Here is a 14972-nt window from a genome sequence, read left to right as displayed (position 1 = left end):
GGCTTGGCGCAAGGCCAGGCACCGGATGAAGTTCTTAAATTGGCGACAATTCCTGAAACTACCGCCCTTTCTCGACTAGGAACTTGCCCTCTCCTGCGCCGCTTCGCCTGGTTTTCACCGTTACCACAGATTTAAATTACGACCAACGGATGCAGCGCATCTGTGGTTCCCTGGCCCGGGCTGGCTACCACGTGCTACTGGTAGGGCGGCAGTGGCCAAGTTCCTTGCCCCTTACCCCGCAGCCCTACCAGCAGCACCGCCTGCGCTGCTGGGCTACGCGGGGCAAGCTGTTTTACCTGGAGTTTACTGTGCGGCTGCTGCTGTTTCTGCTGGGCCAACGAGCCGCCGCCTGGTGCGCCATCGACCTAGATACAGCCCTGCCCGTGTGGCTGCGGACCCGGCTAGCCCGCCAGCCGTTTCTCTACGATGCCCACGAGCTGTTTACGGAGGTGCCGGAGGTAGTAGCCCGCCCCGAGTGCAGCGGCTGTGGCGGTGGGTAGAGCAGTTTATTGTGCCGCACGCCACGCGGGCTTACACCGTGGGCCCGGCCCTGGCGGCCCTGCTGGAGCAGCGCTACGGCCGCCGCTTCGAGGTAATCCGCAACATCAGCCGCCTCACGGACGAAGAGTTGCCCCAGCCCCAGCCGCCGCGCCGGCTGGCGGCTTTATCCTGTACCAGGGTGCCCTAAATGCCGGCCGCGGCCTGGAACAACTGCTGACTGCCATGCCGCAAGTACACGGCCGGCTGGTGGTGTGCGGCGAAGGCGACTTATCAGCTGCCCTCCGGGCCCAGGCGGCCCACTTGGGCCTGCTGGCAAGTGGGCAGGTAGAGTTCCGGGGCTACGTGCTGCCAGCCCAGCTGCGGGAGCTAACCCGGCAGGCCACGGTAGGCGTGATGCTGCTCGAAAATCAGGGCCTGAGCTACTACTACTCCCTGGCCAACAAGTTCTTTGACTACCTGCACGCCGGCATCCCGCAGGTGGTTATTGACTTTCCCGAGTACCGGGCCCTCAACGAGCAGTACGAGGTAGCCGACCTAATTGCCGATCTGGAACCGGCCACGGTGGCGGCGGCGCTTAACCGCCTGCTGCCGGGCGGTGATGCCGCCCATTACCACCAGCTAGCCCTCAATTGCCGGCAGGCGCGGGCTCAGCTTAGCTGGCAGCACGAAGAAGCGCGGCTGCTGGCCTTGTACCGGGAAGTAGTAGGGTAGGGGCGGTAGTCGAGCCTGGTATTGGCTGCGGTAATGTTGTTGGCTTAGTCAGCGCGCAGGGCCCGCGCAAGCTCCGTACGCCCGTATCTTTGCCGGCTCACCTTCCTGCTACCCCCGCCATGCTTGCCGAACTTACTGCTGCCACTGAACCCACGCTTTTGGTTGTTACGGGGCCAACGGCCGTCGGCAAAACGGCCTTGTGCGTACGCTTGGCCCAGCAGCTGCAAACGGAAATCGTGTCGGCTGATTCGCGGCAGTTTTTTCGGGAGCTGAACATTGGCACGGCCAAGCCTACCCCCGAGGAGATGCAGGGCGTGCTGCATCACTTCATCAACTCCCACAGCATTATGGAGGAGTACAACGCCGGCCGGTTCGAGCAGGATGTGCTGGCCCTGCTGGCGCAGTTATTTCAGCGGCACCGGGTAATTATCCTGACGGGCGGCTCGGGCTTGTATTTGCACGCCGTAACCGAGGGCCTGGATGAGCTGCCCGCCGCGCCGCCCGCCGTCCGGGAGCAGCTGCGGGTTGAGTTGGGTACCCACGGCTTGGAGCCCTTAGTAGCGGAGCTTGAGCGCCTCGACCCCGTAACCCACGCCCGCATCGACCGCCAGAATCCGCAACGGGTGCTGCGGGCCCTGGAAATTAGCCGGGCCACGGGCCAGCCCTTTAGCTCTTTTCACGGAGCCACGGCCGCTTCCCGGCCATTTCGGGTAGTGAAAGTAGCCCTCACCCGGGAGCGGGACGAGCTTTACCAGCGCATCGACCAGCGCATGGATCAGATGCTGGCCGCTGGCCTGGAGGAAGAGGCGAGAAGTCTCTACCCCACCGCCACCACAACGCCCTCCAAACGGTAGGCTACCAAGAGCTATTCCAATACTTCGAGGGGCACTACGAGTATACCGAGGCCGTGCGCCTACTCAAGCGCAACTCCCGCCGCTATGCCAAACGCCAACTCACCTGGCTCCGCCGCGACCCGCAGTACCAGTGGTTTCATCCGGATGAGGTGAACTTGTGAGATGGTGAGTTGTGCCATGAGGAGCGGAGCGCGGCTATCCGTGCTGACCAGCATGGCTACCCCTTCTAATGTAACAAGCCCTTACCTCCGCGCTGGAAGTAAGGGCTTGTTACTGAAGCAACAGGTGCGCCATTGTGCAATAGCGCCGTCTGCTTTAGAACTGCCGGCCTACTTTTAGTTGTAGGGTGGCAAGGGAGTTGCCAAATGTGTCGTTTTGAAAGGATGTTTTGCCGCCGACCAGCCATTGCGAAGTGGAACCTAAGCTTACATCCAGGTTGAGGGAAAACATGTAGCCGGCATGCAAGCCCTGCTCGTGGTCGAGCGTGAGCGTCTGAGCTCCTGAATTCCAATCGACAATACGGGTGGCCGGGGCGCCATAGCGGTTGGAGTAGCCAACGTAGCCGCCCCCACCTAAGGCAAATAATACCTGTTTGTTGTTGCCAAAGGGGTAGAGGTACACTTCCTGCTCAAGGTTCACGGCTTCATAGCTCATGGCATACGGAACGGTGACACCCCTGCTGCCAGCCGTACGCGGATCATTCAGATTATACGGTGCATACACCGTCGCGTACGATTCGCGGCTGCCACCGACAAAAGCTAGGCGCGTGCCGGTACCCAAATACCGGCCAAAAAAGGGCGCATACTCAATATGTCCTTTTAGAGCCATATAATCGCCGGTACCTATGCCAGCCGAGCCCACCGCTAGGTGTAAACCGGCGCGATGCGGTGCGGGCGCAAGTGGCACCTGAGAGTAAGCCGGAAGTGTGGTGGAAAGTACGAGCGCACTGAGAATAGCGGTGTAATGCATGTTTAACTTGCTTAGTGAGTTAAGAATACCAGAGGAGTGAATATTGAGTGAATATATAGGAAATAAATTAAGCTAAAAGCGGCGCCCCTGTTGCACAAGGACGCCGCTTTTAGCTTTGTAGCAGGAGGGGGAGTTACCTAACCCTATACGCTCAATATTTCTACCATGCGCATGAAGCTCTGGTTGATCATCTTCTTTTTGTGGATGGTATCTACGAAGGGGGTGTACACGAGCTTGCGGTCCACGATGCCGGCCATGACGTTGCGCATACCGTTCGTTAGGCCCTCTACGGCCGCAATGCCAATTTGGGAGGCCAGCATGCGGTCAGAGGCAGACGGGGCGCCGCCGCGCTGGATGTGGCCGATAATGGTTACGCGCGTGTCCAGTTCCGGAATGGCTGCTTTCACCTGCTGGGCCACGTTGTGCACGTTGCCTTCTTCCTCCCCTTCGGCCACTACCACCAGAAAGGAAGTTTTGGAGCGCTGCCAGCTGGATTTAAGACTATCAATTACAGCTTCGGTAGACATTTGCGTCTCCGGGACCATCACAATTTCGGCCCCACCGCCGATGGCGCACGGAATAGCAATGTAGCCGGAGTCGCGGCCCATCACTTCCACAAAAAAACAGCGGTCGTGCGAGTCGGCCGTATCGCGGATTTTGTCGATGGCCTCTAGGGCCGTATTCACGGCCGTATCGTAGCCAATGGTATAGTCGGTGCCGTACAGGTCGTTATCGATGGTGCCGGGAACTCCCACCGTCGGAATGCCAAACTCCTGCTCAAAAATCATAGCACCGGTGAAGGTGCCGTTGCCCCGATGGCTACTAGGCCGTCGATGCCATGGTTAACCAACTGGTCGAAGGCCTGCTGGCGGCCTTCCTTGGTCAGAAATTTCTGGCTGCGCGCCGATTTTAAAATCGTGCCCCCTTTTGGATAGTGTTGGCTACGGACGCGGAATCTAGTTTAACAAACTCACCCTTGATCATGCCGCTGTAACCGCGCATGATGCCGTAAACTTCAATGCCGTGGTAAACGGCCGTGCGTACCACCGCGCGGATAGCCGCATTCATGCCGGGCGCGTCGCCTCCGCTGGTGAAAACTGCAATGCGTTTCATCATAAATCTGTTCGGTACTCAAACAAAAGCCCGACAAAGCCGGGCCGGGCAAAGGTGGTAAATCCGCGGGGAATGTACAGCTTGTAGCCCCGTAAAAGATAAAATAGGCCCCACGGACGGCTATTTTTTCTCGGGCTGCGTATGCGAGCTATTGCACAACGGGCCGCAACTGGCTATCTTGACTAGTACAATGGCCCGGCCCCGATTACGGGGCCGTTGTGCTTTCGGCTGCCTTGTCCCACCCATTCTACCTAATGCCCCGTTCGTATGTTTGGTTTTTTTGAAAATGAACAGACCAAGAAAGTCAAAAGCCACATCATGAACCTGGTGGCACTGGCCAAGGCCGATGGGCATATTGACGAGCGGGAAATGAGCTTCATTGTAGCCGTGGGCAAGAAAAACGGCATGCGCGCCGACGAGGTACGCTCCATTGTGGGCAATGCCAGCGCCGTGCGGCTCATTATTCCGGAGAATGACTCCGAACGGTTCGACCAGATTTTCGACTTGGTCGACATGATGCTCGCCGATGGGGTAGTAGACGATACCGAAATGGACTTCTGCGTGGATATGGCTGAGAAACTCGGCTTCCGCAAGGACATAGTAGCCGTGCTGGTGCGCAAAATCTCCCAAGGCGTGAAAGATGGCTTCCCCGCGAGCAGATCAAGGAGGATACGCAGGCGTTTTTGGAGAACTAAGTAAGAACAGAAAGAAAGCTAGCGAGGCGCCAGTTGTTCTGGTCATTTGCTACCCCGGTTAAGCAGCGCAGCCCTTGGTGCCATCACGGATACCAAGGGCTGCGCTGCTTAACCGGGGTGAGGTTCTGTTCGGGCTAGCATCTGCGGCATTTGTCCAGATGCGTATGGTACCTTGTTTGGCCGGCGGGTTACTGCACTACTGCATCAATGGCGCGTAGCAGCGCGGCGCAAGCCTCGTCAATTTGGGCGTTGGTGATGGTTAGCGGTGGGGCGATGCGCAGGGAATTGTCGCAGAACAGGAACCAGTCGGTGAGGATGCGCTCCTGCCAGAGGGCGTGGTCGATGATGGGCTTGAGCACTTCGAAGGAGTCAAATTCCACCGCCATCAGTAGCCCCCAACCCCGCACCTCCCGAATAGCCGGATGAACCAGCTGCTGGCGGAAACGGGCCGCCTTTTCGGCCACGCCGGCCAGCAAGTTCTCCTCCTGAATCACCCGCAGCGTAGCCAAGGAGGCTGCGCACGACACCGGATGGCCCCAAATGTGGTGCAGTGCCCAGAATAGGATTGGTTTTAAAACCGGCCATAATTTCCTGGGAAGAAATAAAGGCCCCAATGGGCATGCCGCCGCCCATGCCCTTGGCCGTGAGCAAAATATCGGGCTCAATGCCGAACTGCTCAAAGGCCCAGAACGTGCCGGTACGCCCAAAGCCGCACTGAATCTCGTCGAGAATAAGCAGGGCACCAACCTCAGTGCAGCGTTGGCGCAGGGCCGGCAGGTAACCGGGGGCGGGCACCCGCACGCCGGCCTCACCCTGCACCGTTTCAATGACCACGGCGGCCGTGTGCTCGTCGATTAACTGGAGGTCCTCGAAGTTGTTGTGGCGGAAGTGGCGCACATCGGGTAGCAGAGGACGGAAGGCGTTTTTGAAGCCTTCGGAGCCGGTAATGCTCAGGGCCCCGTGGGTAGAGCCGTGGTAGGCGCTGTAGCTGGACAGCAAGCCCGTGCGGCCGGTATGGCGCTTGGCCAGTTTTAGGGCGCCTTCTACGGCCTCAGTGCCGGAGTTGGTGAAGTACACATTGTCGAGGTGGGCCGGCAGGGTGTGGTGCAGGGCTTCGGCGAGCTGGGCCGGCGGGGCCTGTACTACCTCTCCGTACACCATCAGGTGCAGGTATTTATCGAGCTGATCCTGAATGGCCTGGAGTACGCGCGGGTGGCGGTGGCCCACGTTGCTGACGCCAATACCGGAAATTAAATCGAGGTAGCGCTGGCCTGCGGCATCGTACATGTACACACCTTCGGCACGCTCAATTTCGAGTAGCAGAGGAAAATCGGAAGTCTGGGCCTGGTGGCGCAGGAATAGCTGGCGGGGAGTAAGCATACGAGGAAAACAACTGCGGGCCGCAAAGGTACGGCGGAGGCCGAAGTTTGCCGACCGGACCAAGGAGCCCCTCGCCAACGAACTACCCCACGTGTTGGGGGGAACTTCATTGAACCCTGCCGGTGGCCACAAAAAAAGCGGCTGCCAGGGCAGCCGCTTTTCGCGCGAAGGAAAGGAAGGAAAGGGGGTTTACTCGTCGGAGCGGGAGGCGGGGAGAGGGTACGGGCCCCGCGCCGGTCGGCTACGCGCTTAATGACCTCGCGAGTAAAGTCGCGCTCGGCCATGTAGAGCTTGCCTACCTGCCGGATGCTGAGCAGCTTCTGAAATTTGGTGAAGTAGTCTTTCTCCAGCTTCACTTCCTGCTCGCGCAGGTCCATGGCCTGGGTTAGGTTGTCCTTGATTTGCTGGTCGGTGAGGGCATCGGGGGCCGTAATGCGCAGCTGGCGCAGCCGGCGGTTTAGCTCCCGGCGCTTGTCACTGAAGTCGTTATAGACGGGCCAGAACTTCTGGGCCTGGTCTTGGGTCAGGGCAATCTTATCGGTGATGTAGGCAATCTTGGCGTTTTCCAGCTGGCTTAGCCGGTCCGACCGGCCGGCCTGGGCAAAGGCCGTGGCAGAGGCCACGGCCAGTACCAGTACCACCAGAACGCTACGCAGAAAATATTTCATGGGAGAAAAGCGAAGTAGGCGCAAAAGGTAAGACTTAGAGGTAAATGTCCTCGGTGGGCTGCGCGTCCAGCACGTCCTGCACCTCGGCGGGGGAAGCGTGCAAGTACTCCTCGGCGGGCACTTCCGGGGTAGCGGCGGGCAGCTCGGCCAAGTCTGTCAGGGACACGCGCTGGTCGCTGGCCAGTAGGTACTGCACCATTTCGTGGCGCGGCACCCGGGCCAGAGAATCAGTGGCGGCCACGGGCGCAGAGGGCGCGGAACTCAGCCAGAAGCAGGCTGCAAAGCCTCCCAGCACTACCCCAGAGGCCAGGGCGGTGCGCACGGGGCCGGTTAGGGCGGCCAGCCAGCCCCAGGCAAGCGGGCCCGCCGGATCGGCCGCTTGCACGCGCTGCATCACCCGTAGCGGCAGTTGCTCAAAGTAGCGGTCCGGGGCGCCGAAAGCGGGGGCTGGGGCCGGCGCCGGTGTTCGTCCAGACGAAAAGGAGTGTTCATATAGGTTAGAGGCCCCGGGGGCAGGGGGTTTAATCGTTGGGTGACTGCTGGTTAACGTACTGCTCAATTTTCTTGGCCGCGTGGTGGTACGAGGCCTTCAGCGCGCCTACGGATGTGCCAGTTACCTCGGCCATCTGCTCGTAGGGCATTTCATCGTAGTAGCGCAGGTTAAACACCAGCCGCTGTTTGTCGGGTAGGCGCAGAATGGCTTTCTGGAGCCTGCGCTCCACTTCGTCGCCGGCCAGGCTCTCATCGGCCTCCAGCTTGGCGGTTAGCTCGGCGCCTACGTCGTGGAGGGGCAGGAAAAACCGGCGGCGTTTGCTTTGCAGCCAACTAAGGCACTCATTCGTTGCAATGCGGTAAATCCAGGTATAAAGCGAGGCGTCCTGCCGGAAATTCTCCAGGTGGTTCCACACCTTAATGAATACATCCTGGGTTAAATCATCGGCATCATCATGGTCGACTACCATCTTGCGCACGTGCCAGTACACCTTTTGCTGATACTTGCGCACCAGCTGGTTGAAGGCCACGTTGCGGGAGGCCGGGTCACGAAACTTGAGTAGTATCTCCTGGTCTTCCAAGGGGCGCAGGGGAGCGGGTTAGGGCGGGGTAGTTGCTAGGTTAGAGGCAGTAGGCGCCGGCAGGTTTAACGCAGGAAAGGAATATATTGCTGCCGGGCGGTGGATAGAAGAGGTAGGAAGCTGTTTTTCAAATAGGTAGATTAGATAGATAAAGACTATGAAGCGTCATGTTATACTGTTTCTGTGTTGTATTGTCGCGTGCACTACCCGCGCCGTTGGGCAAATAAAGCCAGAGGAAGTTGAGATATGGGGCTTGCCGTCCGGCACATCCACCACGGATTTTGTGGACGAGCTGAACCGCCGCAAAGAAACAGTTTGCATGGCGGCCATCAGACCCCTGGGCTACCCCGATGCTAAGGTTATCGTTTTGCCGACCATTATGTTGGTTACGCTCCGCTCGCAACCAACGCCGCCGTGCCGGGCCCAGACGCAAGCTGATGTCCAGGTTATCAGTCAGTTGAATGCCGCTTGGCAAATGCGCCAGCTTCATACGCCAGAGTTTCAGGTGGCTTTCAAAAGCCTACCGGCGGTCCGGATGCCAGACACCGCCGCGGTGCGCGCCCTGCGCCGGAAAGCGCCCCGGCTAAACCAGGTCCGCTACGAGGCCGCCCTGCAGCAACTGCAGCGCCAAGTCGGCCTCACCTTTGAGCAGGCCGTGGCTGCCCTCTGTTATGCTACTACTGACACCGTGCGCGAAAAAGCCGTGGCCCAGGCTGCCAGCCGGCTGCAATCTGCGGTTCAGGCCCAGCAGCTACTCCCGTTTCTGCGCGATGCTAGTGCCGGCGTTCAAGTGATGCAACTGCTGCGCGGCTACTACCGCTACCACCCGCCTACCACTGCAGAGTGGGCCCGCCTCATGCCTGAACTAGTGGCGGGGCTCACTACCCCCGACCCAATAGTGGCCACCGGCCTGGCTACTTGGCTAACCGAGCAGCAGGTGCCGCGCACGTACGCCCGCCAGCTACTCACAAAGGGGGCCATTACCCAACTCGAAATCCTGCACGGTCGCCACCCCGATTTGGTCGTGTTCAAACAGCAGTTGTATCCTTTCCTAAGCTACCTCTCCGCCACTGAAATCAGAACGGAGCAGGCGGCCCTGGCTTACTTAGGGCAATTTCAGCCGCGTAAGAAGTAGCCCGTAGCCGCGCTACTTGGTACTGTAGGTCACGCCGACCGTCACGTTGGTATTGTCGGTGGGTTTGCCTTCCAGCACGCGCCGCTCAAAGGTGTAGGAGTAGGTGCTGCTGATGGCGAAGCGGGGCGTGAAGCGTAGCGCCAGCGTCGACTGTTGCGTAACGCGGTAATCCTGAAAGTTCTGGAGGTTGGGTTGGTAGAAGGTAATGGAGTTCAGACTGAAGACGCGGTAGGAATACGCCACTTTTAGGCGCGTGGAATTGCGCGAAACAAAGCGCGTAGAGCCATCCTGAAAGTACGTCGATTCCCGAATGAGCAGGTTGCTGACGGCCACCTCCCGGCCCAGGGAATCGGAGTAGAAGGCCCAGCCGGGTCCGGCCCCCACCTGAAAGCGGTTATCAATGCCGCGCAGGTTGCTCCGCTCGTAGCCCCCGATGCCGTAGAAGCGGAACCGGCCTTTCCAGTAGTAAGGGGTTGTGTTCAGCAGCCATTCCCGCTCCTTCAGTAGCCGGTCCTGCTTGCCGAAAATAAAGCTTCCCGTAACCGGAGCCCCAAAGTGCAGCCCCCGCAGAAACGTAACCGAGTGATTAGTAGAAAAGAGCGTTCGGTTGACCCCGCCGGAAGTGTACTGGCCGGCCAGTTGCCCGGAGTAGCGAATCAGGGTGGTGTCGGGTTGCTGGGCGTGGGCCGCGGAAGCACTAAGGGTCAGCAGTAGGCCCGCAGAAATTAGCAGAAAAGAAGGACGCATACTCAGGGAGGAAAATGGTTTCCTCAAAGTGTCTGCAAGTATACACGGCGCTGGCCCAGCTTCTAGGCGTGCTACGCAGATAACCGGGGCGGCTTTCTGCAGCAGCTGGGTTTTTGGGCGGTAGCCTGGCCCGCGGAGTTGGGGCACTCTTGGCACCCGGAGCCGGGCTGTGGGGTAGGCCCTTGCCCCCGCCGAAAGGGCTTAACATAAACTGAGCAGCAGATTTCGCGTAGTAAAACGTTAGAACCTGTCCGGAACTTCTCCCGCTTAGTAAGGCTCCTCAAGCACGCAGTTGGTAGGTGATGGTAGATAGAGGTTCAGTTCTCGCCCAGAAATATTTCATACTGAATGCCTTCTGCCAAAAAAGCCGACTCCGCCACTTCGCCGGTTCGAGATATTGTAGTAATTGGGGCTTCCACCGGTGGCATCCAGGCGCTACTTGAGCTGGTACGCACCCTGCCCCACGACTTTCCGGCGTCCATTTTTGTGGTGCAGCACGTTGCGCCCTACGCCCCCAGCCTGTTGCCGGAGCTGCTCAGCCGAGAGTCGGCCCTGCCCGCCAAACACCCCCGCGACGGGGAGCAGATGCGCCCCGGAGTTATTTACGTGGCCCCACCCGACCAGCACCTCCTCATAGAGCAAGACAAAGTGCTGGTAAAAAGCGGCCCAAAGGAAAACCGGTTTCGGCCCTCCATTGATGCCCTGTTTCGCTCGGCGGCTTATGGCTACGGTCCGCGCGTGATTGGGGTGGTGCTCACGGGCTACCTCGACGATGGCACCTCCGGGCTGTGGAGCATTCAGCGCCTGGGGGGAGTGACGGTGGTGCAGGCCCCGGAAGATGCCGCCGCTCCCTTCATGCCCCTGAATGCGCTGGAGTTTGTAACGGCTGACCATGTGGTGCCGCTAGCTGAGCTTTCGGCCCTGCTGGTGCGCCTGACTGCGGAGCCCGCAAGTGCTACCCCCGCGTAGCCAAAGCCACGCGGGAGCTGCTGGAAATAGAATTTTCCATTGCCAAAAATGACAATGCTTTTGAGCTCGGCATCATTCAGCAGGGTGAGCTAACCCCCTTTACTTGCCCAGACTGCCACGGTGCCCTCACCCAGTTGATTGAAGGCAACCTGATCCGGTACCGCTGCCACACTGGCCACGCCTACACCATCAGCGCCTTACTCTCGGAGCTGTCGGAGTCGGTGGAAAGTATGCTCTACCAGTCTATGCGCGGCCTAGAAGAAAGCAAGATGTTGTTGCAGCACCTGGGTAAGTACTTCGCCAAAAATGGGGAGCAACCCACTGCCGATACGTTTTTCACGCAGGCTGATCAGGTAGGCCAGCAGGCCCGCCTGATAAAAAGCTCCATCTTCAAGCACGAAATTCTGAGCGCCGACATTCCTGCCCGGGCGCCGGAGCAAAACACGTAGCGGCTTAGCCTGCTGGTCTTGTTCTGGAGTAGCAACGGCTTAGCTTGCTGGTCTGATTCTAGAGTAGTAGCAGGCTAAAAGCTGGCCGCTGTTAAGCTACCCAACCGCTTTTGGTGCGTAGGAGTAGGATGCGCTACTTCTGCTGAGGCACCCTATCGTTATGCACCTGGACGCCGAATTTCAAGGCTTGGCCGTGCCCGAAGCAGCCTTCTACGCCCAGCTGGGCCTGCAGCTGGAGCTGCTAACGCTGGCTGATTTAAGCGAGTGGGTTGATGAAGTTCTGTTGGGCGAGGGTACTCCGGATAAGTTCTTTCTGAAATTATACCGCTACCTGCGCACGGGCAAGGCGCAAGTGGCTCCCTACTTGGCGCGGGCTTGTCAGGGCGAGTCGTTTTCGGTGCGCCCGGTGTTGGGGTGGTTGCAGCAGCGGCTGGCAACGGGCGCCTGGCCGTTGGGCCGGGTTATTCGAGCGGTCTACCGCTTACGCACGCTGGTAGAGTCGGACCGGGAAGTAGGCTGGATTTACGGCCTGGCCGCCGACTACGAGCGGGCTGCCGAGGGCCCGGCCGAAGGGCTGCGGGAGATATACCACGAAACGGAGGCCTTTTTGGCTTGCTACCAGGAGTACACCTTCTCTAACCGGCATCAATGGCTGTACCTGGATGCCATACTACCCCAGCGGTGGGCCAGCCTGCGACACTAGACGCACGAATTACCTGGAGCTGTTACTAGGTAGCAAAAAGTGGCCTGCTTCGGCTCCGCCGCCGTAGGACAGCCTACGTAAGGAAACAGCCTTGACTTTCTCACCAATCAGCCGAGGTGGTGCTTGTCGTGGGAAGCCTGGACATGAGTTGCAAGCGGCCATGGTCACGCTGAGTAACAACTGCGGCCCGGAGTGCGTTGTAGCAGCCCGCTGCCTTAGCGTTGAGCTGCCTGACTATACTTTACAAAATGAAACCACCCCGCCACCTAGTTCTGGTGCTACTGTTGCAGGGCCTGGGCCTTACTGCCTGGGCCCAACAGCCCGACAGCCTGTCCTTTATCCGCTCCAAGCGCATGTCGGACGCCGACTTGGCCAAGAAGCGGGAGGGTAGGTTCGTTACCGGCCTGCCCGACCTCTCCTCGGACCCCGTGACGGGCTTCGGGGTGGGCATCAAATCCAATGTGTACTGGAACGGCACCCGCGACAATCCCCTGTTCGCCTACACGCCCTACCTGGCTCACCTCAAGGCCAACGTAGCCTACTACACCACCAACGCCCGCGAGCTGTCTTTGTCGGCTGATGTGCCCTACTACCGGGGCTCGCGCTGGCGGTTTCGGGTCGATTTCAAGGCCCAGCAAAACCCCGCCAACCTGTATTTCGGCCTTGATGAAGCCACGCTGGGCCAGCTGCGGCTACCCTCAGACCCGGCCAGAACATTTGCTACCTACGCTGCCTACAACGCGGCCCGCAAGCAACTGCGGCCCGGCCAGGCCGGGGAGGCCTCCTTCGTCAGCGACGCGCTGTCGAACCGCTTCCGCGAAACCGAGTTTATGCTCAACCTCAAAGCCGACTACGCCCTGGGCAAAGGCCGGTGGCGGGTAATGGGCGGCTACGAGTTGCAGAATCTGCAGTACAAAACCTTTACCGGCACGCGCACCGAAGCCACCAATCCGGCCACTGGCGACGCCGAGAAGGCGCCCAACGGCAAGTCGCTGCTAGAGCGGGACTTCGAGCAGGGGCGAATTTTCGGCCTCAACGGAGGGTGGGTGTCCTTGGTGCAAACCGCCCTTATTTACGACACCCGCGACTTTGACCCCGATCCTACGAGAGGCCGGTATTTTGAAGCAGCCAACGAGTTTTCAAATAAGATTATTGGCTCGCAGTTCAACTTCAACAAGGTGTTCCTGCAAGGGCGAGCCTACCAGAAGCTACCCTTTGGCAAACGTACCGTGCTGGCGGGCCGGGCGGCGGCGGGCACTATTTTCGGCCGCAAAGCGCCGTTTTTTGAGTTCCAGGACCAGTGGAGCCCCGACGGTAGCATCAACGCTTTGGGCGGGCGACAGTCCTTGCGCGGGTACCGCCAAAACCGCTTTCTGGCCCGCACGGTGGCCTTTACCAACGCCGAGCTGCGCGTGCGCCTGGCCGATGTGAAGCTGGGCAAGCAGAACTTCGGGCTGGGCGTGGCGCCCTTCTTTGATGCCGGCACCGTGCGCAACCGCTGGCAGGACCTGAGCTTCCGCGACATCAAAACCTCCTACGGCATGGGCGCCCGCGTCGCCTGGAACCTGTCCACCATCGTGTTCCTGGACTACGGCCGCTCCGAAGAAGACCAGCTGCTGTTCTTTGGTATCGGGCAGGTATTTTAAGGCGCGTGAACACTGTAAAGCTCGTCCTGCAGAGCGTAGCGAAGCATCTCGCTCGAATCGTTGAGTTAGCATAGCAACATCAGCACGCGAGACGCTTCGCTGCGCTCTGCACGACGGGCTTTTTTCTTGCTATCCATGTCCCTGCGTCGAAATGAAAGGTCACAAACGCTTCCTGTCATTCCGAGCCCGAGCGAGGAATCTGGGTCAGCCTCTGGAAGACAACCCAGATTCTTCGCTTGGGCTCGGAATGACAAACGAAACCTGCTGAACACACCACCGCCCCGGCTGCTACCAGAGCAACCGGGGCGGGGTTTTTTAGCTGGGGCTGGAAGCTTACTTCCGGCGGGCCATTACTTTCTCCACGGCGGCCACAATGGCCTGCTCGTTGAGGCCGTATTTCTCCATCAGCTGGTCTGGTGTGCCCGACTCGCCGAAGGAGTCGTTGACGGCTACCATTTCCAGGGGCAGGGGCTCCTCGCGGATGAGCAGCTGAGCGATGGAGTCGCCGAGGCCGCCGTTCATCTGGTGCTCTTCAGCCGTTACCACGCAGCGCGTCTTGCGCGCCGATTGCAGCACCAGCTCAGCGTCAAGGGGCTTGATGGTGTGGATGTTAATGATTTCGGCATTGATGCCTTTCTCGGCCAGGAGCTTACCCGCCAGGATGGCCTTCCATACCAAGTGGCCGGTTGCGAAAATGCTCACGTCGGTGCCTTCGTTGAGCACAATGCCTTTGCCTACCTCAAACTGCTGGTCGGCGGGGTGAAGTTGGGCACTACCGGGCGGCCAAAGCGCAGGTACACCGGGCCTTCGTAGTCAGCAATGGCGATGGTAGCGGCTTTGGTCTGGTTGTAGTCGCAGGGGTTGATGACGGTCATGTGGGGCAGCATCTTCATCATGCCGATGTCCTCCAGAATCTGGTGAGTCGCCCCGTCTTCGCCCAACGTCAGGCCCGCATGCGAAGCGCAGATCTTCACGTTCTTGCCCGAGTAGGCAATGCTCTGCCGAATCTGGTCGTAGACGCGGCCGGTGCTGAAGTTGGCGAAAGTGCCCGTGAAGGGAATTTTGCCCCCGATAGTGAGGCCGGCGGCCAGGCCCATCATGTTGGCTTCGGCAATGCCCACCTGGAAGAACCGGTCGGGGTTGTCCTTGATGAAGGCGTCCATTTTGAGCGAGCCGATGAGGTCGGCGCAGAGCGCTACCACGTTGGGGTTAGTTTTGCCCAGCTCTTGCAGGCCCGCGCCAAAGCCGCTGCGGGTATCCTTGGATTCGGTGTAGGGAAAGTCTTTCATAAGGTAGGAACGTGGGGTCTTAGGGACTTAGGATCTTATTTTTGGTTTAGAAAAACGTCCTGCAGAGGCG

General features: G+C 59.4%; 14 protein-coding genes and 4 pseudogenes. 10 read left to right on the top strand and 8 right to left on the bottom strand.

Going from position 1 to position 14972, the window contains the following annotated elements; all coding sequences use genetic code 11:
* The first annotated feature begins 83 nt into the window (after window positions 1-83).
* From MUN84_RS02760 to miaA, 4 genes and pseudogenes are all read left to right on the top strand, one after another.
* The gene (locus MUN84_RS02760) at window positions 84-500 is read left to right on the top strand and encodes a glycosyltransferase (protein WP_244696549.1); all 417 of its coding nucleotides are present in this window, start codon (window positions 84-86) and stop codon (window positions 498-500) included.
* Entirely contained in the window at window positions 476-688 is a 213-nt protein-coding gene (locus MUN84_RS02755; protein WP_244696548.1) for a hypothetical protein, read from the top strand. Before MUN84_RS02760 ends, MUN84_RS02755 begins: the two co-directional genes overlap by 25 nt.
* A gap of 35 nt (window positions 689-723) precedes the next feature.
* A complete protein-coding gene (locus MUN84_RS02750) occupies window positions 724-1212 on the top strand; it encodes a glycosyltransferase (RefSeq protein ID WP_244696547.1) in 489 nt (162 codons plus the stop codon).
* Between the two features lie 119 nt (window positions 1213-1331).
* A pseudogene (miaA, locus tag MUN84_RS02745) lies at window positions 1332-2227 on the top strand (tRNA (adenosine(37)-N6)-dimethylallyltransferase MiaA).
* A 154-nt stretch (window positions 2228-2381) separates the two neighbouring features.
* Here miaA and MUN84_RS02740 read toward each other — a convergent pair.
* Window positions 2382-3035 (bottom strand): hypothetical protein, encoded by a 654-nt coding sequence (locus MUN84_RS02740; protein ID WP_244696546.1) that lies wholly within the window; start codon window positions 3033-3035, stop codon window positions 2382-2384.
* Between the two features lie 143 nt (window positions 3036-3178).
* Window positions 3179-4148: pseudogene (gene pfkA / locus MUN84_RS02735) on the bottom strand (6-phosphofructokinase).
* A 267-nt stretch (window positions 4149-4415) separates the two neighbouring features.
* Here pfkA and MUN84_RS02730 point away from each other — a divergent pair.
* On the top strand, window positions 4416-4847 hold the full coding sequence (locus MUN84_RS02730) for a TerB family tellurite resistance protein (RefSeq protein ID WP_244696544.1): 432 nt from the start codon (window positions 4416-4418) through the stop codon (window positions 4845-4847).
* A gap of 184 nt (window positions 4848-5031) precedes the next feature.
* On the opposite strand, the pseudogene MUN84_RS02725 reads toward MUN84_RS02730, so the two are convergent.
* The 4 genes and pseudogenes from MUN84_RS02725 to MUN84_RS02710 all read right to left on the bottom strand — a co-directional run bounded on the left by MUN84_RS02725 (window position 5032) and on the right by MUN84_RS02710 (window position 7964).
* Window positions 5032-6166: pseudogene (locus tag MUN84_RS02725) on the bottom strand (aspartate aminotransferase family protein).
* Entirely contained in the window at window positions 6094-6891 is a 798-nt protein-coding gene (locus MUN84_RS02720; protein WP_244696543.1) for a hypothetical protein, read from the bottom strand. The pseudogene MUN84_RS02725 and the gene MUN84_RS02720 overlap by 73 nt, the downstream one beginning before the upstream one ends.
* A 34-nt stretch (window positions 6892-6925) precedes the next feature.
* Window positions 6926-7288, bottom strand: coding sequence for a hypothetical protein (locus tag MUN84_RS02715; protein WP_244696542.1), 363 nt, complete (start codon window positions 7286-7288; stop codon window positions 6926-6928).
* A 124-nt stretch (window positions 7289-7412) separates the two neighbouring features.
* Window positions 7413-7964: an RNA polymerase sigma factor gene (locus MUN84_RS02710; protein ID WP_244696541.1), complete on the bottom strand. Its 552-nt coding sequence runs from the start codon at window positions 7962-7964 to the stop codon at window positions 7413-7415.
* A 283-nt stretch (window positions 7965-8247) separates the two neighbouring features.
* On the opposite strand from MUN84_RS02710, the gene MUN84_RS02705 reads away from it, so the two are divergent.
* A complete protein-coding gene (locus tag MUN84_RS02705) occupies window positions 8248-9099 on the top strand; it encodes a hypothetical protein (protein WP_244696540.1) in 852 nt (283 codons plus the stop codon).
* A 12-nt stretch (window positions 9100-9111) separates the two neighbouring features.
* Here MUN84_RS02705 and MUN84_RS02700 read toward each other — a convergent pair whose 3' ends face one another.
* The gene (locus MUN84_RS02700; RefSeq protein WP_244696539.1) at window positions 9112-9846 is read right to left on the bottom strand and encodes a DUF481 domain-containing protein; all 735 of its coding nucleotides are present in this window, start codon (window positions 9844-9846) and stop codon (window positions 9112-9114) included.
* A gap of 348 nt (window positions 9847-10194) precedes the next feature.
* On the opposite strand from MUN84_RS02700, the gene MUN84_RS02695 reads away from it, so the two are divergent.
* The 4 genes from MUN84_RS02695 to omp85 all read left to right on the top strand — a co-directional run bounded on the left by MUN84_RS02695 (window position 10195) and on the right by omp85 (window position 13613).
* Window positions 10195-10815, top strand: coding sequence for a chemotaxis protein CheB (locus MUN84_RS02695; protein WP_244696538.1), 621 nt, complete (start codon window positions 10195-10197; stop codon window positions 10813-10815).
* 134 nt (window positions 10816-10949) lie between these two features.
* Window positions 10950-11264 (top strand): hypothetical protein, encoded by a 315-nt coding sequence (locus tag MUN84_RS02690; protein ID WP_244696537.1) that lies wholly within the window; start codon window positions 10950-10952, stop codon window positions 11262-11264.
* Window positions 11265-11424: 160 nt separating this feature from the next.
* The gene (locus tag MUN84_RS02685; protein ID WP_244696536.1) at window positions 11425-11967 is read left to right on the top strand and encodes a hypothetical protein; all 543 of its coding nucleotides are present in this window, start codon (window positions 11425-11427) and stop codon (window positions 11965-11967) included.
* A 248-nt stretch (window positions 11968-12215) separates the two neighbouring features.
* Entirely contained in the window at window positions 12216-13613 is a 1398-nt protein-coding gene (omp85, locus tag MUN84_RS02680; RefSeq protein WP_244696535.1) for an Omp85 family outer membrane protein, read from the top strand.
* 333 nt (window positions 13614-13946) lie between these two features.
* Here omp85 and MUN84_RS02675 read toward each other — a convergent pair.
* Window positions 13947-14902 (bottom strand): annotated as a pseudogene (locus MUN84_RS02675) (transketolase family protein).
* Window positions 14903-14972: the final 70 nt, after the last annotated feature.

This window comes from Hymenobacter sp. 5516J-16, assembly GCF_022919335.1.
Classification (GTDB): Bacteria; Bacteroidota; Bacteroidia; order Cytophagales; family Hymenobacteraceae; genus Hymenobacter; species Hymenobacter sublimis.
Note: the sequence above shows the minus strand (reverse complement) of the source record. Positions and strands in the feature narration are given on the sequence as shown.

Coding starts and splice junctions, on each gene's coding strand:
- MUN84_RS02750 (WP_244696547.1), top strand. CDS start 724: ATGCCGCAAGTACACGGCCGGCTGGTGGTGTGCGGCGAAGGCGACTTA.
- MUN84_RS02740 (WP_244696546.1), bottom strand. CDS start 3,035: ATGCATTACACCGCTATTCTCAGTGCGCTCGTACTTTCCACCACACTT.
- MUN84_RS02730 (WP_244696544.1), top strand. CDS start 4,416: ATGTTTGGTTTTTTTGAAAATGAACAGACCAAGAAAGTCAAAAGCCAC.
- MUN84_RS02720 (WP_244696543.1), bottom strand. CDS start 6,891: ATGAAATATTTTCTGCGTAGCGTTCTGGTGGTACTGGTACTGGCCGTG.
- MUN84_RS02700 (WP_244696539.1), bottom strand. CDS start 9,846: ATGCGTCCTTCTTTTCTGCTAATTTCTGCGGGCCTACTGCTGACCCTT.
- MUN84_RS02695 (WP_244696538.1), top strand. CDS start 10,195: ATGCCTTCTGCCAAAAAAGCCGACTCCGCCACTTCGCCGGTTCGAGAT.
- MUN84_RS02685 (WP_244696536.1), top strand. CDS start 11,425: ATGCACCTGGACGCCGAATTTCAAGGCTTGGCCGTGCCCGAAGCAGCC.
- omp85 (WP_244696535.1), top strand. CDS start 12,216: ATGAAACCACCCCGCCACCTAGTTCTGGTGCTACTGTTGCAGGGCCTG.